This is a genomic window from Erwinia sp. E602 (assembly GCF_018141005.1).
Taxonomy (GTDB): Bacteria; Pseudomonadota; Gammaproteobacteria; order Enterobacterales; family Enterobacteriaceae; genus Erwinia.
Window position 1 is genome coordinate 850,786 of sequence record NZ_CP046582.1, and the last position, 21,832, is coordinate 872,617.

Annotated in this window: 20 protein-coding genes and 1 other RNA gene; 17 read left to right on the forward strand and 4 right to left on the reverse strand. The window is 59.9% G+C overall.

Going from position 1 to position 21,832, the window contains the following annotated elements:
• Positions 1-95: 95 nt before the first annotated feature.
• Complete coding sequence (gene serA / locus GKQ23_RS05295) at positions 96-1,334, forward strand: phosphoglycerate dehydrogenase (RefSeq protein ID WP_056231866.1); 1,239 nt, start codon at positions 96-98, stop codon at positions 1,332-1,334.
• A gap of 192 nt (positions 1,335-1,526) precedes the next feature.
• Here serA and GKQ23_RS05300 read toward each other — a convergent pair whose 3' ends face one another.
• The 3 genes from GKQ23_RS05300 to zapA form a co-directional block, all read right to left on the reverse strand.
• Positions 1,527-2,114, reverse strand: coding sequence for a 5-formyltetrahydrofolate cyclo-ligase (locus GKQ23_RS05300; RefSeq protein ID WP_212409953.1), 588 nt, complete (start codon positions 2,112-2,114; stop codon positions 1,527-1,529).
• An 86-nt stretch (positions 2,115-2,200) separates the two neighbouring features.
• Positions 2,201-2,385, reverse strand: a non-coding RNA gene (gene ssrS, locus GKQ23_RS05305) — 6S RNA.
• A 41-nt stretch (positions 2,386-2,426) separates the two neighbouring features.
• Entirely contained in the window at positions 2,427-2,756 is a 330-nt protein-coding gene (zapA, locus tag GKQ23_RS05310) for a cell division protein ZapA (RefSeq protein WP_056231872.1), read from the reverse strand.
• Between the two features lie 170 nt (positions 2,757-2,926).
• On the opposite strand from zapA, the gene GKQ23_RS05315 reads away from it, so the two are divergent.
• The 10 genes from GKQ23_RS05315 (at position 2,927) to GKQ23_RS05360 (ending at position 16,399) form a co-directional block, all read left to right on the forward strand.
• Positions 2,927-3,508, forward strand: a complete 582-nt coding sequence (locus GKQ23_RS05315; RefSeq protein ID WP_056231877.1) for a YecA family protein — start codon at positions 2,927-2,929, stop codon at positions 3,506-3,508.
• Between the two features lie 57 nt (positions 3,509-3,565).
• Positions 3,566-4,882: a Xaa-Pro aminopeptidase gene (gene pepP, locus GKQ23_RS05320; RefSeq protein ID WP_212409954.1), complete on the forward strand. Its 1,317-nt coding sequence runs from the start codon at positions 3,566-3,568 to the stop codon at positions 4,880-4,882.
• Positions 4,879-6,057: a 2-octaprenyl-6-methoxyphenyl hydroxylase gene (gene ubiH, locus GKQ23_RS05325; protein ID WP_212409955.1), complete on the forward strand. Its 1,179-nt coding sequence runs from the start codon at positions 4,879-4,881 to the stop codon at positions 6,055-6,057. The genes pepP and ubiH overlap by 4 nt, the downstream gene beginning before the upstream one ends.
• A 13-nt stretch (positions 6,058-6,070) precedes the next feature.
• Positions 6,071-7,273: an FAD-dependent 2-octaprenylphenol hydroxylase gene (gene ubiI / locus GKQ23_RS05330; RefSeq protein ID WP_056231886.1), complete on the forward strand. Its 1,203-nt coding sequence runs from the start codon at positions 6,071-6,073 to the stop codon at positions 7,271-7,273.
• A gap of 564 nt (positions 7,274-7,837) precedes the next feature.
• Positions 7,838-9,367 carry a triacylglycerol lipase gene (locus GKQ23_RS05335; RefSeq protein ID WP_212409956.1) on the forward strand — a complete coding sequence of 510 codons (1,530 nt, stop codon included), beginning with the start codon at positions 7,838-7,840 and terminating at the stop codon, positions 9,365-9,367.
• Complete coding sequence (locus tag GKQ23_RS05340; RefSeq protein WP_212409957.1) at positions 9,364-10,476, forward strand: T6SS immunity protein Tli4 family protein; 1,113 nt, start codon at positions 9,364-9,366, stop codon at positions 10,474-10,476. The genes GKQ23_RS05335 and GKQ23_RS05340 overlap by 4 nt, the downstream gene beginning before the upstream one ends.
• A gap of 564 nt (positions 10,477-11,040) precedes the next feature.
• Complete coding sequence (gene gcvT, locus GKQ23_RS05345; protein WP_056231898.1) at positions 11,041-12,135, forward strand: glycine cleavage system aminomethyltransferase GcvT; 1,095 nt, start codon at positions 11,041-11,043, stop codon at positions 12,133-12,135.
• A 34-nt stretch (positions 12,136-12,169) separates the two neighbouring features.
• Positions 12,170-12,556 (forward strand): glycine cleavage system protein GcvH, encoded by a 387-nt coding sequence (gcvH, locus tag GKQ23_RS05350; protein ID WP_056231901.1) that lies wholly within the window; start codon positions 12,170-12,172, stop codon positions 12,554-12,556.
• A 57-nt stretch (positions 12,557-12,613) separates the two neighbouring features.
• Complete coding sequence (gcvP, locus tag GKQ23_RS05355) at positions 12,614-15,487, forward strand: aminomethyl-transferring glycine dehydrogenase (RefSeq protein WP_212409958.1); 2,874 nt, start codon at positions 12,614-12,616, stop codon at positions 15,485-15,487.
• A 261-nt stretch (positions 15,488-15,748) separates the two neighbouring features.
• Complete coding sequence (locus GKQ23_RS05360; protein ID WP_212411566.1) at positions 15,749-16,399, forward strand: hemolysin III family protein; 651 nt, start codon at positions 15,749-15,751, stop codon at positions 16,397-16,399.
• A 6-nt stretch (positions 16,400-16,405) separates the two neighbouring features.
• Here GKQ23_RS05360 and ygfZ read toward each other — a convergent pair whose 3' ends face one another.
• On the reverse strand, positions 16,406-17,392 hold the full coding sequence (ygfZ, locus tag GKQ23_RS05365) for a tRNA-modifying protein YgfZ (protein WP_212409959.1): 987 nt from the start codon (positions 17,390-17,392) through the stop codon (positions 16,406-16,408).
• Positions 17,393-17,426: 34 nt separating this feature from the next.
• On the opposite strand from ygfZ, the gene GKQ23_RS05370 reads away from it, so the two are divergent.
• The 6 genes from GKQ23_RS05370 to creD all read left to right on the forward strand — a co-directional run bounded on the left by GKQ23_RS05370 (position 17,427) and on the right by creD (position 21,822).
• Positions 17,427-17,603: a hypothetical protein gene (locus GKQ23_RS05370; RefSeq protein ID WP_212409960.1), complete on the forward strand. Its 177-nt coding sequence runs from the start codon at positions 17,427-17,429 to the stop codon at positions 17,601-17,603.
• Between the two features lie 15 nt (positions 17,604-17,618).
• Positions 17,619-17,885, forward strand: a complete 267-nt coding sequence (gene sdhE, locus GKQ23_RS05375) for an FAD assembly factor SdhE (protein WP_056231907.1) — start codon at positions 17,619-17,621, stop codon at positions 17,883-17,885.
• Positions 17,866-18,273: a protein YgfX gene (locus tag GKQ23_RS05380; protein ID WP_212409961.1), complete on the forward strand. Its 408-nt coding sequence runs from the start codon at positions 17,866-17,868 to the stop codon at positions 18,271-18,273. Before sdhE ends, GKQ23_RS05380 begins: the two co-directional genes overlap by 20 nt.
• Positions 18,273-18,965, forward strand: coding sequence for a two-component system response regulator CreB (gene creB, locus GKQ23_RS05385; RefSeq protein WP_056231911.1), 693 nt, complete (start codon positions 18,273-18,275; stop codon positions 18,963-18,965). Before GKQ23_RS05380 ends, creB begins: the two co-directional genes overlap by 1 nt.
• Positions 18,965-20,389 (forward strand): two-component system sensor histidine kinase CreC, encoded by a 1,425-nt coding sequence (gene creC / locus GKQ23_RS05390; RefSeq protein ID WP_212409962.1) that lies wholly within the window; start codon positions 18,965-18,967, stop codon positions 20,387-20,389. The genes creB and creC overlap by 1 nt, the downstream gene beginning before the upstream one ends.
• An 80-nt stretch (positions 20,390-20,469) precedes the next feature.
• Entirely contained in the window at positions 20,470-21,822 is a 1,353-nt protein-coding gene (gene creD, locus GKQ23_RS05395; protein WP_212409963.1) for a cell envelope integrity protein CreD, read from the forward strand.
• The last annotated feature ends 10 nt before the right edge of the window (positions 21,823-21,832 follow it).

The following is a 21,832-nucleotide window of genomic DNA, read 5'->3' on the forward strand; positions in this document are numbered from 1 at the left end:
CGGCATTTTGGCGTTTTCATCGCCCGCCTGCGCTGACAGAACCACCGGATAGCAGGATTACGCCACATCTGAAGTCTGCTAAATAGGGTCGGGAAATGGCAAAAGTATCACTGGAGAAAGACAGGATTAAGTTCCTGTTGGTGGAAGGCGTGCATCAGAGCGCGGTAGAGAATCTGCGTGCTGCAGGCTACACCAACATCGAATTTCACAAAGGCGCACTGGACAGCGACGCACTGAAAGAATCCATCCGCGATGCGCACTTCATCGGGCTGCGTTCGCGTACTCAGCTGACCGAAGAGATCTTCGCCGCGGCTGAAAAACTGGTTGCCGTCGGCTGCTTCTGCATCGGGACCAACCAGGTTGACCTGAATGCGGCCGCGATCCGCGGGATTCCGGTCTTTAACGCACCTTTCTCCAACACCCGATCCGTCGCTGAACTGGTTATCGGCGAGCTGCTGCTGATGCTGCGCGGCGTGCCGGCGGCCAACGCCAAAGCGCACCGCGGTGAGTGGTTCAAGCAGGCGGTTGGCTCCTATGAAGCGCGCGGTAAAAAGCTGGGCATCATCGGCTACGGCCATATCGGCATGCAGCTTGGCGTGCTGGCGGAAAGCCTCGGCATGCACGTGTTCTTCTACGACATTGAGAGCAAGCTGCCGCTGGGTAACGCCACTCAGGTCCAGCATCTCTCCGACCTGCTGAACATGAGCGACGTGGTCAGCCTGCACGTGCCGGAAACCCAGTCGACGCAGAACATGATGGGCGCAGAGCAGCTGGCGCTGATGAAGCCGGGCTCGCTGCTGATCAACGCCTCACGCGGTACGGTCGTGGATATCCCGGCGCTGTGTGAAGTGCTGGCCAGCAAGCACCTTGCCGGCGCGGCGATTGACGTCTTCCCGGTTGAGCCGGCGACCAACACCGATCCGTTTATCTCCCCGCTGAGCGCCTTCGATAACGTGATCCTGACCCCGCACATCGGCGGTTCTACTCAGGAAGCGCAGGAGAATATCGGCACCGAAGTGGCCGGTAAGCTGGTGAAATACTCTGACAACGGCTCAACGCTGTCGGCGGTAAACTTCCCGGAAGCCTCGCTGCCGATGCACGGCGTTAACGCCAGCCGTCTGCTGCACATCCACGAGAACCGTCCGGGCGTGCTGACTGCGATCAACCTGATCTTCGCCGATCAGGGGATCAACATCTCTGCGCAGTACCTGCAGACCACCCCGCAGATGGGCTATGTGGTGATTGACGTTGATGCACCACAGGACGTGGCGGATAAAGCGCTGCAGCTGATGAAGGCCATTCCTGGCACTATTCGCGCACGCCTGCTGTACTGATTCTCCGCGCCAGTAATGTTAAAGGCCGACTGTTTTCAGTCGGCTTTTTTATGCCTGTGGCCTGCTGACACCGCGTTAACTCCCCCCAAACCTTTATTACGCCAGACTTAACTCTTCAGACACCAGGCCCTGCCGTGCGGGTTTTCTGCTGGCTCTGTCTGTTCCTGTGGCTGCGCAGGTGCAAGGGTGAGGCTACCACTGCCAGATTTTAGACGGCGTTATCAGCGCGGGCAGGGGAATATCCCACCCGGCCACCGGCAGCTGCTCCACCTGCTGGCAGTCGTGCGCCAGCCCCACCGGCAGAAAATCGTGCTGTCGCCAGTTTTGCAGCGTGCGGTCGTAAAACCCGCCGCCCATGCCCAGCCGCTGCCCCTGACTGTCGAAGGCGACCAGCGGCACCATCAGCACGTCCAGCTCGCTCAGCGGCAGCAGCTGACGGATATCCAGCGGCGGTTCAGGAATGCGCAGGCGATTGATATGCAGTTCAGTATGCGGCTCATAGCGCAAAAACAGCAGCTGACCGGGGGAGAACGGATGCAGCACCGGCAGGTAGACGCGCTGCTTGCGCTGCCACAGTTTGGCAATCAGCGGGCGAGTGTTGATCTCACCATCCACCGACAGAAACAGGGCGATACTCTTTGCCCCGGCAATCGGGGCGAAACTGAGCGCATGCTCCGCAATCAGATCGGCGGCCTGCCGCTGCTGCTCATCGCTCAGCGCTCGCCGTAAATGGCGCACGTGTCTGCGAATATCCTGACGATCGTGAAGATTGAGGTTCATACGCGGCTGACTCCGTAAACAGAGGGATGTTGCTTAGCGTAAGGAAGATTAAAGCCGGGGAAAAGGGGACTGCGGTAAAAAAGGTAGGAATCTCCGAGATGCCGCTGCAGGCTGTAACCCTTGAACCCTTGGTTCAAGGTGAGACTGCCGTCGTAGCCATCAGGCTTCTCGGACGGACCGAGCATGCTCACAGGCTACAGAGCGCCAGACTCTGTTTGGTATGAAATATCGGCTCAGGGGACTGGCCCGCTTGCAAACATCTCAGAGAATTTTTTACTTCATCGTCACTCTATCACAGGTAACGCCAAAGTGTTATTCGAACTTCGCACCGGTACGTTCAGTTATGCGACCCTGCTCAAGCAATGCCTGTTCAATGGTCTGCTGCAGCATGCGAATGCGTTGTTCCATGTTAGACGCATAGTCGCGGGTTTTAACCTTCTCCTGCGCCAGCTCATGACACACATTCAGGGCAGCGATAAACACCAGTTGCTCTGTATTAGTGACTCTAGTGCGAACTTTTAAGTCTTGCAAACGCTGATTGAGGTCTTCTGCGGCCAGGTTCAGCGCATCTTGCTGTTCCGGCGGACAATTTACTCTCAAAGAACGGCCAAAAATTTGAAGATCTACCGGTTGTGCAGACATGCCACCTTCCTGACTGAATTACTGCGCCCGCTATCACCCTGGCCATTCGTTGGCTCGGGAGGGGCGCCACTATAACTACCCCAAATAGAAGAAACAACCCCTTTCTGGAATCGATGAGGCACCTGGTGGTAGCATAACACGAACTCATCAGCCAACGACGAAGTAAACGTATGTCACTGACTAATACCATGCCGGGTTATAACGCCCTGGCCTCCGTACTGACGCAGCAGGGTGTCGGCATGACGCCCGCTGAAATGCATGGTCTGCTAAGCGGGATCATCTGCGGTGGAAACCGCGATGGCCGCTGGCAGTCACTGGTTCATGACCTGACAAATGAAGGCATGGCCTTCTCCCACGTGCTCAGCGTTCCGCTGCAGGAGTTGCACCAGGCAATCGGTGAATCGCTGGAAGATGAAGGCTTTCTGTTTCAGCTCTACCTGCCGGAAGATGACGATATCACCGTTTTTGACCGCGCGGACGCGCTGGCCGGCTGGGTTAACCACTTCCTGCTCGGGCTGGGCGTCACCCAACCGAAGCTCGACAAAGTGAAAGGTGAAACCGGCGAAGCGATTGACGATCTGCGCACCATTGCCCAGCTCGGCTACGATGAAGATGAAGACCAGGAAGAGCTGGAGCAGTCGCTTGAAGAGGTGGTGGAGTACGTGCGCGTTGCGGCGCTGCTGTGCCACGACACCTTTACCCGTCAGATGCCGCCGGTCAACGCGGTGGCGAGCAAGCCGACCCTGCACTAACGGATTAAACGGCCCTGTGGCTCAGCCAGGCCCGATCACTCACTCATGGAGATGCCAATGACCCAGCAAGAGTTTTTGCGCCGCCGTCAGGCGCTGTTAGCAAAAATGGTACCGGGCAGTGCGGCACTGATCTTTGCCGCCCCGGAAGTGACCCGCAGTAACGACTGCGAGTATCCGTTCCGGCAAAACAGCGACTTCTGGTACTTCACCGGTTTCAACGAGCCGCAGGCACTGCTGCTGCTGATCAAGAGTGACGCGAAGCACAGCCACAGCGTGCTGTTTAACCGCGTGCGCGATCTGACCGCGGAGATCTGGTTTGGCCGTCGTCTGGGGCAGGATGCGGCCCCGGCGGCGCTGGCGGTGGATCGTGCGCTGCCCTGGGACGATCTCGGCGCACAGCTGCACCTGCTGCTCAACGGGCTGGATGTGGTTTACCACGCGCAGGGGCAGTATGCTTTTGCTGACCAGCTGCTGTTCGCCGCGCTGGATAAACTGCGCGCCGGCTCGCGGCAAAATCTGCAGGCGCCGGCCAGCGTCACCGACTGGCGGCCGTGGGTGCACGAGCTGCGCCTGTTTAAATCGGCGGAAGAGCTGGCGATCATGCGTGAAGCCGGTCGCATCAGCGCGCTGGCGCATACCCGGGCGATGCAGCAGTCACGGCCGGGGATGTATGAGTATCAGCTGGAGGGTGAGATCCAGCATGAATTTAACCGTCACGGGGCACGCTTTCCCGCTTACAGCACTATCGTCGGTGCCGGCGACAACGGCTGTATCCTGCACTACACCGAAAATGAGGGGCAGATGCGCGACGGCCAGCTGGTGCTGATCGACGCCGGCTGCGAGTATCAGGGCTATGCCGGTGATATCACCCGTACCTTCCCGGTGGGCGGCACCTTTAGCGCGCCGCAGCGGGCGATTTACGACATCGTGCTGGCCTCGCTGCAGCGGGCGCTGGAACTCTATCGCCCCGGCACCAGCATCCGTGCGGTGACCGCTGAGGTGGTGGAGGTGATGGTGAGCGGGCTGGTCAGGCTGGGCATCCTGCAGGGCGATGTGGCTACGCTGGTCGCCGAACAGGCGTACCGTCCCTTCTTTATGCACGGTCTGAGCCACTGGCTGGGGCTGGACGTGCACGACGTCGGCCACTACGGCGTCGATCGTGACCGGCCGCTGGAGCCGGGCATGGTGCTGACCGTAGAACCGGGTCTGTATATTGCGCCTGACGCTGAGGTGCCGCCGGAGTACCGCGGCATCGGCATCCGCATTGAAGACGACATTCTTATCACCGCTGAAGGCAACGAAAACCTGACCGCGACGGTGGTAAAAGATGCCGACGAAATTGAAGCACTGATGGCGGCAGCGAAGCAACAATGAGCATAATTATTACGGGCGGGGGGATGGCCGGGGCGACGCTGGCGCTGGCCATCTCTCATCTGACCGGCGGTGCGCTGCCGGTGACGCTGGTGGAGGCCACGGAACCTGGCAATCGGGCACATCCCGGCTATGATGGCCGGGCCATTGCCCTTGCCGAAGGAACCTGTCGCCAGCTGGCGGCGATCGACCTGTGGCCGCTGTTGGCTCCCTGCGGTACCGCCATTCGCCACGTGCACGTCAGCGATCGCGGCCATGCCAGCTTTGTTTCGCTGGACGCAGCCGATTACGGCATCAGCGCGCTCGGCCAGGTAGTGGAACTGCACGATGTCGGCCAGCGGCTGTTCGCCCGCCTGCAGCAGGCGCCGGGCGTCACGCTGCGCTGCCCGGCCACGGTGGCGCAGGTGGACCGTTCGCAGCAGGGCGTCAGCGTGGTGCTGTCCGATGGCGAAACGCTGACCGGCCAGCTGCTGGTGGCGGCGGACGGTGCGCGCTCCCCGGTAGCGGCCGCCTGCGGCGTGCAATGGCACAGCGAGGATTATCAGCAGGTGGCGGTGATTGCCAACGTCTCGACGCAGCAGGCGCACAACGGCCGTGCCTTCGAGCGCTTTACCGAACACGGCCCGCTGGCGCTGCTGCCGATGTCCGCCGGCCGCAGTTCGCTGGTGTGGTGCCATCCGCTGGAAAACCGGGCGCAGGTCGACGGCTGGAGCGACGATGAGTTTCTCACCCGGCTGCAGCAGGCGTTTGGCTGGCGGCTGGGACGCATTACCCAGGTCGGCCAGCGCGACAGCTATCCGCTGCGGCTGCAGCGCGCAGGGCAGCACGTATCGCACCGGCTGGCGCTGGTGGGCAACGCCGCGCAGACACTGCATCCGATCGCCGGCCAGGGTTTTAACCTCGGCATGCGTGACGTGATGTCGCTGGCTGAAACCGTGGCGGCCAGCTGGCGAGACGGGCAGGACGTCGGCAGTTTCACTACGCTACAGCGCTATCAGCAGCGCCGCCGGCCGGACACCGCGGCGACCATCGGCGTCACCGACGGCCTGGTCAGACTGTTTGCTAACTGCTATGCGCCGCTGGTGATCGGGCGCAATCTGGGGCTGATGGCGATGGACCATCTGCCGCCGTTACGTAATTTGCTGGCCGGGCGCACGTTGGGCTGGGTTAAGCGTTAAGGAGAGAGCAGTCATGCAAACATATGATGTGATTATTGCCGGAGGCGGCATGGTCGGTCTGGCGGTGGCCTGTGGCCTGCAGGGCAGCGGGTTGCGCGTGGCGGTGCTGGAGCGCGAACAGCCGCAAGCGCTGGCGGCGGATGCGCCACCGGCCCTGCGCGTGTCGGCGATCAACGCCGCCAGCGAGCGGCTGCTGCAGCATCTCGGCGTCTGGAGTACTATTCTGGCGACGCGGGCCAGCGCCTACCACGGCATGCAGGTATGGGATCGCGACAGCTTTGGTGAGATTGCTTTTGACGACGGTCAGCAGGATCTGACCCACCTGGGGCATATCATTGAAAACCAGGTGATCCATCAGGCGTTGTGGCAACGGGCGCAGAGCCTCAGCGACATTACCCTGCTGGCCCCGGCCGAGCTGCAGCAGGTGGCCTTTGGCGAGAATGAAGCCTTCGTCACCCTCAGCGACGGCACGATGATGACGGGACGCCTGCTGGTGGCCGCCGACGGGGCTAATTCCTGGCTGCGCAACAAGGCGGATATCCCGCTGACCTTCTGGGATTATCAGCACCATGCGCTGGTGGCCAACATCCGCACCGGGCAGCCGCATGGCGCGGTGGCGCGTCAGGTGTTTCACGGCGACGGCATTCTGGCCTTTTTACCGCTCAGCGATCCGCACCTCTGTTCCATCGTCTGGTCACTGTCGCCGCAGGAGGCCAGCCGCCTGCAGTCGATGCCTGATGAGGTGTTTAACCAGCAGCTGGCCGTTGCCTTTGATCTGCGCCTCGGCCTGTGTCAGGTCGAAAGCGAGCGTCAGACCTTCCCGCTGGCCGGCCGCTACGCGCGCAACTTTGCCGCGCACCGGCTGGCGCTGGTCGGCGACGCCGCGCACACTATTCATCCGCTGGCAGGCCAGGGCGTTAACCTCGGCTTTATGGATGCGGCAGAGCTGATCGGCGAAGTGCGTCGCCTGCAGCAGCAGGGTAAGGATATCGGTCAGCACCTCTACCTGCGCCGCTACGAGCGCAGCCGCAAGCACAGCGCGGCGCTGATGCTGGCGAGCATGCAGGGTTTTCGTGAGCTGTTTGACGGCAACAATCCGGCGAAAAAGCTGCTGCGCGACGTCGGCCTGGCGCTGGCGGACGTGCTGCCCGGCGTCAAGCCGCGGCTGTTAAAGCAGGCGATGGGCCTGCACGATCTGCCGGAGTGGCTGCGTTAATGCTGTAAAGCAGAAGAAAACGGTGGGGGCTACGGCCTAATGCCAGTCAGTTAAGTCTGACTGGCATTTTTTCTTTTTACTATCGGGTAATTATAAGGCTTCTCCTTCAGCAATCATTGGGAATGATCTTTCCCGCCGCCCCGGAGATTTTACTGGCCGCACTCTCATTTCTGCACAGTTGACCAGCACCAGGATCCTCTCCGATGAAGCGCCTTCCCGTGTCCACAACAGCTTCGTTACCCATGCAGTCGATTCGGTGAAGTTCAGTATATTTATCTGCAACCATCTGATTGTTAATACCATTTGTGTCATCTGATAACGCACCAGATTGTAGGTCAGCGTAAAGTATTCCCGACGGGCGACTCAGTGAGAAAGGTGGCGTGGCTGGCAATTCTGGCAGCATCACATATACGGACGATGACGCTGCGGGACTGGCTGATAGCAATTTACTGTCCGGTTCTGTGATCGCCTTAACGGCCACCTCTGAGAAAAAGCATTTACACACCATCGTGCACAGGGTCAGAGCTGATACCGTTTGCGGCGAAAATAACAGGAGGTTAACGCATGGACGACACTGAAAACCGTTCATATCATCGCCCGATCTGGGATGATAACGGGCGGGTTTATTTCAAGATCCCTTTCCATCCGAAAGAAAAAAATCACGTGGCGGTCTGCCTCAAGCCGCCGGACAAAGTGATCCCGGTGATTTTTATTCCGGGGGTGATGGGGTCAAATTTGAAAAACCAGAGTAGCGAAGTCTGGCAGTTTAGTGCCTCATCGCTTAGAAAATGGCCGCTTGCCAGCCCGGAAAAAAGAAAGTTTCTGCTTGATCCGAAGACCACAACGGTTGACGACAGCGGGGCGATTTTTAACGACGATGCGGACGGGAAAAAATTCCCCTCCCGGCGCGAACGGGGATGGGGAAGCGCGTTTTACAAGAGCTACGGGGAGGCGCTCGACCGGCTGCAGTACCTGCTCAGTGACGACGACATCCTGACGGAAAATCACTTCAGGGAAGTCCAGCAGCAGACGGCGCGACAGCGTTTTACCGGCGTCAGGATAGGCGACGAGTCGGCGGAACAGGTGCTGACGAAAGAAGAAGCGGCACACGGTCACCGGTTTTTATTTCCGCTGCACGTTTTTGGTTACAACTGGCTGCAGTCCTGTGCTGATTCGGCGGTACTGCTGGGAACCTTTATCCGCAGCGTGCTGGGACAGTATTACTACCGCCTGGCGGTGAACAAAGTCATTCTGGTCACCCACTCAATGGGGGGGCTGGTGGCCAGGCACTACTCGGAGAACATGAACGGACGGGAAAACATCCTGGGGATGGTGCACGGCGTGATGCCGGACCTGGGCTCACCAGCGGCGTACCGGCGCATGAAAACCGGCGAGCGCGGCATTACCGGTATGATTATCGGCGACAGCGCAGAAAAGCTGATGCCGGTGCTGGCCCAGTCCCCCGGTCCGTTACAGCTGCTGCCGGGCAGTGCTTATGGCACCGGCTGGCTGAAAATCGAGAGTAGCAGTACCCGGCTGTCCCTGCCGGTGGATAACCCGTATGAGGAAATTTACCTGAACAAAACGGCCTGGTGGCGGCTGTGTGAGCAGGATTTACTGCTGGATAATACAGAAGATGAGTGGAATAAATATGAGAAGAGGATAAATGAGGAAGTTCAGGAGTTTATTGAAAAATTAAATGACAGATATCATCCGCAGACCTGGCTGTTTTACGGTGCCAGTGCGGACAATCCGTCTGATGCGTTCCTGACGTGGAAAGAGCGGATCCCGCCGTACGTGAAGGAGGCGCAGAGGGTCCGGAAGGATTCCGGAGAGCCGCTTGAGCTCTCCCCGTTAAGAACCCATGAGCTGATTTCGGCGGGAACCCCCGGTGACGGCACCGTGCCGGTCACGGCTATCCGTACCTCATCTCCCTGTCTTCGGGGCGTGCTGGCGACCGATGTCGATCATGAAGGGGCCTATGCCGCTGACCCCGTGGACCGCTCGCGTTCGGTTTACAGTGACCTGTCAGATGCCCTGGTGTTCACGGTCCGCTCGGTGGTGAAAATCGTGCAGCAGGTGCCGCCTCCATGAAAAAAATCCCGCTTCAGCTGCTTACCTCGCTGGCGATAGTGCTGCTGGCGGCAGGATTCTATATTCACAATTTTGTGACGTTTGTGCATCCGCCACCGGCGTTAACGGACAAGGAAAAACGTATGGTCGATACTCTGTTTGCCACCACCAAAACCCAGTGCGTGGGACGCTATGTGTTTGAGGTACCGGCCTCATTTGAAAATACCCTGAAAGACCGTGCTCAGATTAATGAGGTGAATATCAGCAGCCAGCGGCTCTACCGTCCGGCGTTTGAGCAGCGTATCGAACTGCGGGAGCAGGCATTACAGCATGGACACACGGTGAGAACCGTCGATCGGCCTTTTCTCAAACAGGTGTACCGGCTGAGTGAGAATGCGGTGATATTTGACCGCAATAAAAATGAGAGCGTGCCAGGATTTGGGCGCATTCTGGAAGGGCATCTGTACATAAATGGTGTGGCGTTTATTCTCACTCAGGATATTACCGATTATTCGGACCCAAACTTTGCCAAAGAACGTGCGTTTTGGCTACGTAAAGAGTCTGGAAGACCCGAATGGATGGCCAACACCAAGCCTGCAAAACTGGCGGAGCTGAAAGATGTAATGTCCCGTCTGAGCGGGCGAAAAAATGATGAAATCCCGACGCAGCCGGGAACCTGTATCTCAGAAGGGTTTATCCGCGACGGGAACGGCAAGCCGAAGGAAGATATTACCTTTGTCTATCCGCACAGTCCGGTTTTTTCTTTTGTTGTCTGGAGTAATAATGCTTTAAAAGAAAGCACAAACATGCTGGAGCGAAGCGGTGAAATACAGTCTTATCTGACTCAGGTTAATGCCCGGACCCTGCGTAAAGGTAAAACACAGATAGCCGGTTTTGATACCAGTGAATGGCTTGCCACTGCGCCGTCAGAAAAATCACCCGGTAACGCGTCCGCACAGTTATTGTTTACAGCTGTTGCCAATGAAAAAACAGCGGATTTCAGGCATCCCAATCTTGACCTGACGTTGAGTAACCATGCGCTGCCCCCACCTGCTTACAGCGATGCCGAACTGGTGGAAATATGGGATCGAATCACCCGTTCTTTCCGTCTCAGACACAATGCATTCTGATCTAAACACACGGGCAGATGTGAAGGATATTACAGAAATCCTCTGTTGCTGCGGGTAATCATCTTTCCAGAAAGGAACCAACCCGGCGTAGGACGGGTTGGTTCGGATTCGTTGAGCAGGTAATTTGATCGGCATTAGGGCTACGGCCCCCATTTTTAATTCGTTATCTGCTCCCCCCCACGTTGTCCATTTCTGGCGCAACGACTGACCCTTTTTTGCGCATCGTTTGATTTATTCTAATTTTACGCCGTAGTTCGGATTAGTTTTAGTAATGATGGTGTTCGCCGAATGAAGAGGGATTTCCCTCCGGCCGTCTCGGATTGCTGAGGTAAATCTGCCTTTTTGTGCTTAGCATGCTGTTTATGTGGGTTAACTCTCGTTAAAGCAGTGAAATAAACTGCATCATTATTCGGGGCTTTTCGTGCACTCTACAGGTTCGACCCTGTTTAACTTATGGTTAACCGCGCACGTCGGTGGTAAGTTCAGCAGGAAGGTAACGTTTGCGCCCGGCCGCGATCGGTGGCATGTGGCGTTAGTCAGCAACCGGATATCAGGTAAGGAATGATGACTCAGCAAACCCCGTTGTTTGAACAGCATCAGGCCGCGCAGGCGCGGATGGTGGACTTCCACGGCTGGATGATGCCGTTGCACTATGGTTCACAGCTTGATGAGCACCATGCGGTGCGCCGCGATGCCGGCATGTTCGATGTTTCCCATATGACCATTGTTGATCTGCACGGCGCACGTACGCGGGAGTTTCTCCGCTACCTGCTGGCCAACGACGTCGCCAAACTCACTTCCCCTGGCAAAGCGCTATACACCGCCATGCTGAACGCCTCGGGCGGCGTTATAGACGACCTGATCGTCTATTTCCTCGCTGAAGATTTCTTCCGCCTGGTGGTCAACTCTGCCACCCGCGAGAACGATCTGGCATGGATCTCGCAGCAGGCACAGGCTTACGGCATTGAGCTGACCGAGCGTGATGACCTGGCGCTGCTGGCGGTGCAGGGCCCTAACGCTCAACAAAAAGTGCAGTCGCTGCTGGATGATGCGCAGCGGGCGGCGGTAGCAGGCATGAAACCGTTCTTCGGCGTGCAGGCGGGCGACTGGTTTATCGCCACCACCGGCTATACCGGCGAATCCGGTTATGAAATTGCCCTGCCGGCGGCGCAGGTGGTGGATCTGTGGCAGCGCCTGCTGTCGGCAGGAGTACAGCCCGCCGGGCTGGGCGCGCGGGATACGCTGCGGCTGGAGGCCGGGATGAACCTGTACGGCCAGGAGATGGATGAGAGTGTCTCACCGCTGGCCGCCAATATGGCCTGGACCATCGCCTGGCAACCGGCAGATCGGCCGTTTATCGGCCGTGAAGCGCTGGAGAGCCAGCGTGAGAAGGGCACGATGCAGCTGGTCGGCCTGATTATGACCGAGAAAGGCGTGCTGCGTAACGGGCTGCCGGTGCGCTTTACCGATGCCGGCGGCAACGTGCAGGAAGGCGTAATTACCAGCGGCTCGTTCTCACCGACGCTCGGTTACAGCATTGCGCTGGCACGGGTGCCGGCGGGTATTGGCGAGCAGGCCATTGTGCAGATCCGCAACCGTGAAATGCCGGTCAGGGTCTGTAAACCGGCGTTCGTGCGTGGCGGTCAGCCAGTGATTTAAAACGATTATTCCCGACCTTTTGGAGATCCAGTGAATGAGCAATGTACCGAGTGAACTGAAGTACTGTGAAAGCCACGAGTGGGTGCGTAAGGATGCCGACGGTATCTATACCGTCGGCATCACCGAGCACGCGCAGGAGCTACTGGGCGATATGGTGTTTGTTGAACTGCCTGAAGTCGGCAACGTTTATGGCAAAGACGATGAATGTGCGGTGGCCGAATCGGTGAAGGCCGCATCCGATATCTATGCTCCGATCGGTGGCGAAATCATCGCGATCAACGACGTTCTGCAAACCTCGCCGGAGCTGATTAACAGTGAACCCTACGGTGACGGCTGGCTGTTCCGCATTAAAGCCAGCAATGAAGCCGAACTGGCGACGCTGCTGAGCGCGGAAGCCTACAGCAGTTCCATCAGCGAATAACCTTCTCTCCCCGTGGCCGGTGGATGCCGGCCTGCTAACCCGCAGGATTGACCGCTCATGAACCAGACCCTCAGCCAGCTTGAACATCACGGCGCCTTTATCGGCCGCCATATTGGACCTTCATCCGAGCAGCAGGCAGCGATGCTGGCCGCGGTTGGAGCCGATTCACTCAGTGAACTGATTGCCTCAATTGTGCCTGCCGACATTCAGCTGCCCGGCCCGCCGGCGGTGGGCGATGCGGTGACCGAGCATCAGGCGCTGGCCGAGCTCAAGGCGATTGCCGCGCAAAATCAGCGTTATAAATCCTATATCGGCATGGGCTATACGCCGGTGCTCACGCCGCCGGTGATCCTGCGTAACATGCTGGAGAATCCGGGCTGGTACACCGCCTACACGCCCTATCAGCCTGAAGTCTCTCAGGGGCGGCTGGAAGCGCTGCTTAACTTCCAGCAGCTGACGCTGGATCTGACCGGGCTGGATATCGCCTCCGCCTCGCTGCTGGATGAAGCCACCGCGGCGGCAGAAGCGATGGCGATGGCCAAACGTCTGAGTAAGCTGAAAAACGCCAACCGCTTCTTCGTGGCCGACGACGTTCACCCGCAGACGCTGGACGTGGTGCGCACCCGCGCCGAGACCTTTGGTTTCGACGTGCTGGTCGACAAAGCCGACAAGGTGCTGGAGCTGGAAGGAGTATTTGGCGTGCTGTTACAGCAGGTGGGCACCGGCGGCGAAGTACACAACTACGGCCAGCTGATCGCGGAACTGAAGCAACGCCAGGTGCTGGTCAGCGTCGCCGCCGATCTGCTGACGCTGGTGCTACTGGAGGCACCGGGCAGGCAGGGGGCCGATATTGTGTTTGGCTCCGCGCAGCGCTTTGGCGTGCCGATGGGCTACGGCGGCCCACACGCGGCCTTCTTTGCCGCCCGCGATGAGTTTAAGCGCTCGATGCCGGGCCGCATTATCGGCGTATCGCGCGATGCCGCCGGCAACACCGCGCTGCGCATGGCGATGCAGACCCGTGAGCAGCATATTCGCCGGGAAAAGGCCAACTCCAATATCTGCACCTCGCAGGTGCTGCTGGCCAATATTGCCAGCCTGTATGCCGTTTTCCACGGCCCACAGGGGTTAAAACGCATCGCCAGCCGCATTCACCGGCTGACCGATATTCTGGCCGCCGGGCTGCAGAACGGCGGGCTGACGCTGCGTCACCAGAGCTGGTTCGACACCCTGACGATAGAGGTGGCCGATAAAGCGGCGGTGCTCGACCGCGCCCTGAGCTTTGGCATTAATCTGCGTACCGATCTGCTGCATGCGGTGGGGATCACCCTTGATGAAACCACCAGCCGGGAAGATATTGCGACGCTGTTTGCGGTACTGCTGGGCGACGATCACGGCCAGGATATCGACGCGCTGGATGCGCAGGCCAGCACAGCGAGCCGTTCGCTGCCGGACGCGCTGCTGCGCCGTGAGGCGATTCTTACCCATCCGGTGTTTAACCGCTATCACAGCGAAACGGAGATGATGCGCTATATGCACAGCCTGGAGCGCAAGGATCTGGCGCTGAATCAGGCGATGATCCCGCTGGGCTCCTGCACCATGAAGCTGAACGCCGCGGCAGAGATGATCCCGATTACCTGGCCCGAATTCGCCGAGCTACATCCGTTCTGCCCGCCGGAGCAGGCGGGCGGCTATCTGCAGATGATCGGCCAGCTTTCGCAGTGGCTGGTGCAGCTGACCGGCTATGACGCGCTCTGCATGCAGCCAAACTCCGGCGCGCAGGGTGAGTATGCCGGGCTGCTGGCGATCCGCCGCTATCACGAAAGCCGTAATGAGTGCTCGCGCAATATCTGCCTGATCCCCGCCTCGGCCCACGGTACCAACCCGGCCTCGGCGCAGATGGCCGGCATGGATATTGTGGTGGTGGCCTGCGACAGACAGGGCAATATCGACCTGCACGATCTGCGCAACAAGGCAGAGCAGGCGGGAGAAACGCTCTCCTGCATTATGGTCACCTATCCGTCTACCCACGGCGTGTACGAAGAGACCATCCGTGAGGTTTGCCAGATCGTTCATCAGTTTGGCGGCCAGGTTTACCTGGACGGGGCGAATATGAATGCGCAGGTGGGGATCACCACGCCGGGCTATATAGGCGCTGACGTCTCGCACCTCAACCTGCATAAAACCTTCTGCATTCCGCACGGCGGCGGCGGTCCCGGCATGGGGCCGATCGGCGTGAAGGCGCACCTGGCACCGTTCGTACCGGGGCACAGCGTCATGGAAATTGAGGGGATGCTGACCCGTCAGGGTGCGGTTTCCGCCGCGCCGTTTGGCAGCGCCTCGATCCTGCCGATCAGCTGGATGTATATCCGCATGATGGGGGCGGAAGGGCTGAAGCAGGCCAGTTCGGTGGCGATCCTCAACGCCAACTATATAGCCACCCGGCTGAAGTCATCCTATCCGGTGCTGTATGCCGGAGCCGACGGCCACGTGGCGCACGAATGCATTCTGGATATCCGTCCGTTGAAGGAGCAAACCGGTATCAGCGAGCTGGACATTGCCAAGCGGTTAATTGACTACGGCTTCCACGCGCCGACCATGTCGTTCCCGGTGCCGGGCACGCTGATGGTGGAGCCAACCGAATCGGAGAGTAAAACCGAGCTCGACCGCTTTATCGACGCGATGCTGTCGATCCGCAGCGAAATCGATCGGGTGGCGGGCGGTGAGTGGCCGGCGGAAGATAACCCGCTGGTCAACGCGCCGCACACCCAGATGGAGATTGTTGGCGAGTGGTCACACCCGTACAGCCGTGAGCTGGCGGTGTTCCCGGCAGGCAGCGTCAATAAGTACTGGTCGACGGTGAAACGCCTGGACGACGTTTACGGCGATCGTAATCTGTTCTGCTCCTGCGTGCCGATGAGCGAATACGAGTAAACCTGCCGGCGCGGCGGGCCTGCCTGGCCGCCGCGCGCTGTGGCTAACTCAGCCAGCCTTTGGTGTGCGCCGCCTCCCTGAAAAAATTCGCCCGTAGTGTAAGGGAAACGTTTGCGTATTACATGCCAGAAAGTGTTATATCGTTTCACACTTTTTTCAGCTTACAGGTGTACTCTGAAATATTTCTCGGTTAGGCTGTCAGGAAATCAGGCTATCGCATCGGGCGATAGTCGGCGGAGCAGGAGATCGCGGTTGAACAGAGTGAAACAGAACGTTCTGGAGCCGGAGTATTCGCTGGCAGAAGAAGTGGTCAACAGCATCAGCCACGGCATCGGCTGCCTGCTGGGCGTTATCGGGCTGGTGCTGCTGCTGAGCCAGGCAAGCGACGCCGGTGCCGGTGCGCTGGCCATCACCAGTTACAGCCTGTACGGCGGCAGCATAATCCTGCTGTTTCTTGCCTCGACGTTGTACCATGCCATCCCGCATCCGCGGGCCAGGTACTGGCTGAAGAAGATTGACCATGCCGCCATCTATCTGCTGATTGCCGGCACCTATACGCCGTTTCTGCTGGTGGGGCTGAAGTCGCCGCTGGCGCACGGCCTGATGGTGGTAATCTGGAGCCTTGCGCTGGCCGGGGTGGTGTTTAAACTGGCCTTCGCGCACCGCTTTGCCGCGCTGTCGCTGGTGACCTACCTGCTGATGGGGTGGCTGTCACTGGTGGTGCTGTATCAGATGGTGCTGCGCCTGCCGGCCGGCAGCGTCTGGCTGCTGGCCGTCGGGGGCATCGTCTACTCGCTGGGGGTGATCTTCTACGTGGCGAAGCGTATTCCTTACAACCATGCCATCTGGCACGGCTTTGTACTCGGTGGCAGCCTGTGCCACTTCTTCGCCATTTATTTTTATATCCGTTAAGGCTGGTCAGCCGGCGGTGATTTCATAAGGCAGCGGCTGGATGCTCAGTTCGCCGCCTTCATCGCCCTGTACCCGAAGTACCGTATCGGCTTCCAGATCGTTGTTCAGCACCGCCTGCACCCAGACATCACCATTTTCTAACCGGCAGGCGGTGAGGATAGTACCGGTACGCCGCCAGTTTTCGCCCATCTTCATCTCCAGCGCGTCGTTAGCCTCAGGCACCCGGCCGGCTTGCCCCGCCAGCCAGTAGAGCGCACGCTTGTTGGCGCCGCGGAATTTTGCCCGCGCCACCATCTCCTGGCCGGTGTAGCAGCCTTTCTTAAAGCTGATGCCGTTCAGCGCCTGAATATTGGTCGCCTGCGGAATAAACTGCGCGCTGGTGGCGCTGTCGATCACCGCGAAGCCGGCTTCGATCTCCAGCGCCAGCCACTGGTTACTGTTATTCAACTGTGCCGTTGCGGCCAGTTTGTCAGCCAGCGCCTGCGCCTGTGATGCACTGGTCACCAGCAGGAAACGCTCGGCCGGCAGCTCCTGCCACAGCAGGGTGGTCTCATCCTGCTGCACCACCGGGGTGTCGGCATCGGGCAACTGGCTGAACACCCCGGCCAGCGCCGCGCGCGCGCCCAGGCCGGCAACGCCAAGCAGCACCGCGTCGTCATCGGCGGCCAGCGTCACTTTGGCGAAGACCGCATATTTTTTCAGCTCCTGCAGCTGGTTATCACGCAGGCTGCGGCGCGCAATATAGGCCAGCCCTTCTCCACGGTGGAACAGGCGCAGGTTGCTCCACATCTTGCCTTTCGCATCGCAATGGGCTGCGGGCTGGTGCCGGGTGGCGTCCAGCGCGGCCACGTCCAGCGTCAGCTGCCCCTGCAGATAGCTGACCCGGTCAGCGCCGGTGGCGGTGACCAGCGCCCACTCTTCCAGTGAAATCAACGTGAGCGGCAGCTGGGATGCGGGCTGCAGCGGGCCCGGCGGGAAAGTAAGACTCGACATGGTGCCATCCTGATTCAGCGAAAATGAGGTAAAGTTGCTGTTCATGTTAAAAGAGCCGTCCTGCTTTGCAACCTGTTTCCTGAAGAAGCGGCACAAATCGCGTGATAACCCTGCAACCGTTGTTGCTGATTTGCGGGCGGGTACTCAGGCTGTGTACTGGGGCATCAACAGCGGCGGCAAAACGGGTTACACTGTGCGCCTGGTTGATTAAACGACGTTGAGACACATGGATATTAGTAATAAATCACGTATTCACTGGGCGTGCCGTCGCGGCATGCGTGAACTGGATATGGCAATTATGCCGTTCTTCCAGCATGAGTTTGACTCCTTAACAGATGCCGATAAGCAGGTGTTTGTACAACTCCTGAAAAGTGATGACCCCGACCTGTTCAACTGGTTGATGAACCACGGTGAACCCGCTGACCCGGAACTGAAACGCATGGTGTTACTGATCCAGCAGCGGAACCAGCAACGTGGCCCGGTGGCAATCTGAGTTACGGCTCTCGCGCTGCGCCTGCCGCCTCTCTCTGCTGCTGCACGGCGCGGTGCTGATGTCGTTGCTGCTGGCCCACTGGCCTGCATCGGTTACGCCATGGTGGGGGGTGTTACTGGCGCTGACGCTGCTGGAAAGCGTGCGTAGCCAGCGCCGTATCCGCCGTCGAACGGGGTACCTCAGTTGGTCACTGGGCAGGCAGCTGCGCTGGCGTGAACAGCGCTGGCACCTGCAGCGGCCCCCCTGGCTCACGCCGTGGGCGATCCTGCTGACGTTGCGTAACGCACGCGGGAAGCGTGAACGGCTGTGGCTGTTTGCCGATGCCATGCCGCCGGCGGCATGGCGATTATTGCGTCAGCGGCTGCTGATGCCTGAAGGAGACGTGTAATGTCCGGCGCCACGGTCTGGCTGGTGGAGGATGAAGCCAGTATTGCCGATACCCTGATTTATATGCTGCAGCTGGAGGGCTTTACCACCCGCTGGTTTGCCCGCGGCCTGCCGCTGCTGGATGCGCTGGCTGACGGCCCGCCGGACCTGGCGATCCTCGACGTCGGCCTGCCGGATATCAGCGGCTTTGAGCTGTGCCGCCAGCTGCTGGCCCGTCAGCCCGATCTGCCGGTACTGTTCCTTACCGCCCGTAGCGAGGAGCTCGATCGCCTGCTCGGGCTGGAAATTGGCGCGGATGACTACGTGGCTAAGCCCTTTTCACCGCGTGAAGTCTGCGCACGGGTGCGTACCCTGCTGAAGCGTCTGCAGAAGCAGCAGCGCATTGCGGCATCGTCGCTGCAGTCGATCGGCCGTTTCACCCTCGATGATGAAGCCGCGCGCATTACGTGGTGCCGGCAGCCGCTGCCGCTGACGCGCTACGAGTATCTGCTGCTGAAGACCCTGCTGCACTCCCCCAACCGGGTATTCTCACGCCAGCAGCTGATGGCGCAGGTGTGGACTGATGCCGAAGAGAGCCTTGAGCGCACCGTGGATACCCATATTAAAACTCTGCGCGCCAAGCTGCGGGAGATTGACGAGGCAGCAGTGCTGATAACCCATCGCGGACTCGGCTACAGCCTGGCGGTAGGGTGATGAAAATCGGCATGCGCCTGCTGCTGGGCTACTTCCTGATCGTGGCGGTGGCGGCCTGGTTTGTGCTGAATATCTTTCTGCAGGAGATTAAGCCTGGCGTGCGGCGTGCTACCGAAGGCACGCTGGTGGATACCGCTACGCTGCTGGCGCAGTTCGCCCGTGCCGATCTGCGCAGCGGCCATCCGGCGCACGGGCAGCTGGCACAGGCGTTTGCCGCGCTTGGCGACTACCCGGTAGCGGCGAATATCAGCGGCATCGTCAAGCGGCGTAACGAGTATCGGGTGTATCTGACCGACCATCGCGGCATCGTACTGTTTGACTCGGCGGGCGTGGCGCTGGGGCAGGACTACTCGCGCTGGAATGACGTCCTGCTGACCCTGCGCGGCAAGTACGGCGCGCGCAGCACCCGCAGCGTGGCGGAAGATGAGAACAGCACGGTGATGTACGTGGCGGCTCCGGTGCGTGAGGGCGACCGCATCGTCGGCGTGCTCAGCGTCGGCAAGGCCAACAGCACCATGCTGCCGGTGATCCGCCGCAGCGAGCGCCGCGTGCTGTGGGCCGGGGCGGCGCTGCTGGGGATTGCGCTGCTGACCGGGCTGGCGTTTGTGCTGTGGATTAACCGCTCGCTGGGGCGGCTCTCGCGTTATGCTGACGCGGTCAGCGCCGGTAACACGCCGCCGCTGCCGGCGCTGAACAGCAGCGAGTTGCGCAAGCTGGCGCAGGCGCTGGAGAGCATGCGGCTGAAGCTGGAAGGCAAGCGCTACATCGAGCATTACGTCTACGCGTTGACCCACGAATTAAAGAGCCCGCTGGCGGCGATCCGCGGCGCGGCGGAGATTATCCATGAGTGCCCGCCCGCCGGGGTGATCCGCCGCTTCTCCGGCAATATCCTGCAGCAGAACCGGCGTATGCAGCGGCTGATTGACCATCTGCTGCGCCAGGCGCAACTGGAGAATGTGCCGGAGATCGTGTGCCAGCCGGTGGCGCTGCTGCCGCTGGTTGAATCACTCTGCGCCAGCCGCATCGTACAGGCGCAGGGCAAACATCTGCAGATCGATCGCGACTCGCTGCAGGGGCTGAACGTGGCCGCCGACCGGCTGCTGCTGGAGCAGGCGCTGGCAAACCTGCTGGATAACGCGCTGGATTTCACCGCCGCCGGCGGCAGCGTGACCTTCACCGGCGGGCAGGATGCCGATGAGATCTGGCTGCAGGTGAGCGACAACGGCAGCGGCATCCCCGATTACGCCATCGGCCATATCTTTGAACGTTTCTACTCGCTGCCGCGCGACGACGGCGAGAAGAGCAGCGGGCTCGGTCTGGCCTTTGTGCGCGAGGTCGCACGCCTGCATCAGGGCAGCATCGCCCTTACCAACCGGCCGCAGGGCGGCGTCAGCGCGCTGCTGACCTTAAAAAATAGCCGCTGACTTCACCGTCCCTTCACACAACTTCATCTTCACCCCACACGGCGGGGCTATCTTCTGCGCACTGACACAGGAGATCCCTAATGATAAAGTCCGCTCTGTTCTGGAAAGTTCTTACCCTGGCAGGTTGCCTGCTGCTGCTGCTGGTGCCGCTTAGCCAGCTCAATTCACTGATTGCTGAACGCAGCGCCTGGCGCGATACGGTAGCCGACAAACTCAGCCAGAGCACCAGCGGGCCGCAGCGCCTGCTGGGTCCGCTGATCGTGGTGCCGTACAGCATCACCCGTCTGGTCAGTGACGGTGAAAAAAACCAGCCGCAACGGCTCGACTATCTGCGCTATTACCTGCCGGAAGAGCTGAAAATCGTCGGCGATCAGCAGGTTGAGCCGCGCACCATCGGTATCTACCAGGGGCAGGTGTGGCGCAGCGGGCTGACCGTTAACGCCCGCTTTGACCGCAGCCGGCTTAGCGATCTGCAGAAACCGGAGATCGTCATCGGCGAGCCGCGGGTGGTACTGGTGGTGGGGGATTCACGCGGTATCAGCGCGGTCAGCGCGCTGGAGACCGGCGGCCAGCCGATCGATTTTCAGCCCGGCAGTGAGCTGGACGGTAACGGTGAAGGCCTGCACGCCGTGCTACCGCCAGCGCTGTTGCAACAGCCGACGCTGCAACTCAGTTTCACCCTTAAGCTGCAGGGCACACAGCAGCTGCAGGTGGTGCCGCTGGGTAAAAACAGCCGCTTTGACCTGAAAAGCAACTGGCCACACCCGGGCTTTACCGGCGGCTTCCTGCCGGAACGGCGGGAGGTGAGCGCCCAGGGCTTCAGCGCCAGCTGGCAAAGCAGCTGGTTTGCCAATAACCTCAACTCACGTTTTCACGATGACGCCAGAATACAGGCGCAACTGCTACCGGCCTTTAGCGCCACGGTGGTCAACCCGGTCGATCAGTATCAGCTGACGCAGCGGGCGGTAAAATACGCCATCCTGCTGATCGGCCTGACCTTTATGACCTTCTTCCTGTTTGAAACCCTGAGCGCGCTGCGCGTGCACCCGATGCAGTACCTGCTGGTCGGGCTGTCGCTGGTGATGTTCTTCCTGGTGCTGCTGGCATTGTCCGAACATATCGGCTTTAACCTCGCCTGGCTGGCCGCCAGCCTGACCTGTGCGGCCGTGAACGGCTTCTATCTGCAGGCGATTTTAGGTGGACGGCGCGCGCTACTGTTTACCGGCGGTCTGCTGCTGCTGGACGCGGTGCTGTGGCAACTGCTGCAGTCCGAAGACAGCGCGCTGCTGCTGGGCACCGGGGTGCTGATGGTGGCGCTGGCGACGGTGATGGGGCTGACGCGGAAAATTGACTGGTACGCTCTGCGCCAGCCCGTCGCTGAGCCGCCGGCTGCGGAGGACCAGGAGGAGGGCCGTTTTCGGCTGTGGAAATAACCGGGCTTAA

Bases quoted from the DNA above. Each gene is read 5' to 3' on its own strand.
- serA (WP_056231866.1), top strand. From the start codon at position 96: ATGGCAAAAGTATCACTGGAGAAAGACAGGATTAAGTTCCTGTTGGTG.
- GKQ23_RS05300 (WP_212409953.1), bottom strand. From the start codon at position 2,114: ATGAACCTCAATCTTCACGATCGTCAGGATATTCGCAGACACGTGCGC.
- zapA (WP_056231872.1), bottom strand. From the start codon at position 2,756: ATGTCTGCACAACCGGTAGATCTTCAAATTTTTGGCCGTTCTTTGAGA.
- GKQ23_RS05315 (WP_056231877.1), top strand. From the start codon at position 2,927: ATGTCACTGACTAATACCATGCCGGGTTATAACGCCCTGGCCTCCGTA.
- pepP (WP_212409954.1), top strand. From the start codon at position 3,566: ATGACCCAGCAAGAGTTTTTGCGCCGCCGTCAGGCGCTGTTAGCAAAA.
- ubiH (WP_212409955.1), top strand. From the start codon at position 4,879: ATGAGCATAATTATTACGGGCGGGGGGATGGCCGGGGCGACGCTGGCG.
- ubiI (WP_056231886.1), top strand. From the start codon at position 6,071: ATGCAAACATATGATGTGATTATTGCCGGAGGCGGCATGGTCGGTCTG.
- GKQ23_RS05335 (WP_212409956.1), top strand. From the start codon at position 7,838: ATGGACGACACTGAAAACCGTTCATATCATCGCCCGATCTGGGATGAT.
- GKQ23_RS05340 (WP_212409957.1), top strand. From the start codon at position 9,364: ATGAAAAAAATCCCGCTTCAGCTGCTTACCTCGCTGGCGATAGTGCTG.
- gcvT (WP_056231898.1), top strand. From the start codon at position 11,041: ATGACTCAGCAAACCCCGTTGTTTGAACAGCATCAGGCCGCGCAGGCG.
- gcvH (WP_056231901.1), top strand. From the start codon at position 12,170: ATGAGCAATGTACCGAGTGAACTGAAGTACTGTGAAAGCCACGAGTGG.
- gcvP (WP_212409958.1), top strand. From the start codon at position 12,614: ATGAACCAGACCCTCAGCCAGCTTGAACATCACGGCGCCTTTATCGGC.
- ygfZ (WP_212409959.1), bottom strand. From the start codon at position 17,392: ATGTCGAGTCTTACTTTCCCGCCGGGCCCGCTGCAGCCCGCATCCCAG.
- sdhE (WP_056231907.1), top strand. From the start codon at position 17,619: ATGGATATTAGTAATAAATCACGTATTCACTGGGCGTGCCGTCGCGGC.
- creB (WP_056231911.1), top strand. From the start codon at position 18,273: ATGTCCGGCGCCACGGTCTGGCTGGTGGAGGATGAAGCCAGTATTGCC.
- creC (WP_212409962.1), top strand. From the start codon at position 18,965: ATGAAAATCGGCATGCGCCTGCTGCTGGGCTACTTCCTGATCGTGGCG.
- creD (WP_212409963.1), top strand. From the start codon at position 20,470: ATGATAAAGTCCGCTCTGTTCTGGAAAGTTCTTACCCTGGCAGGTTGC.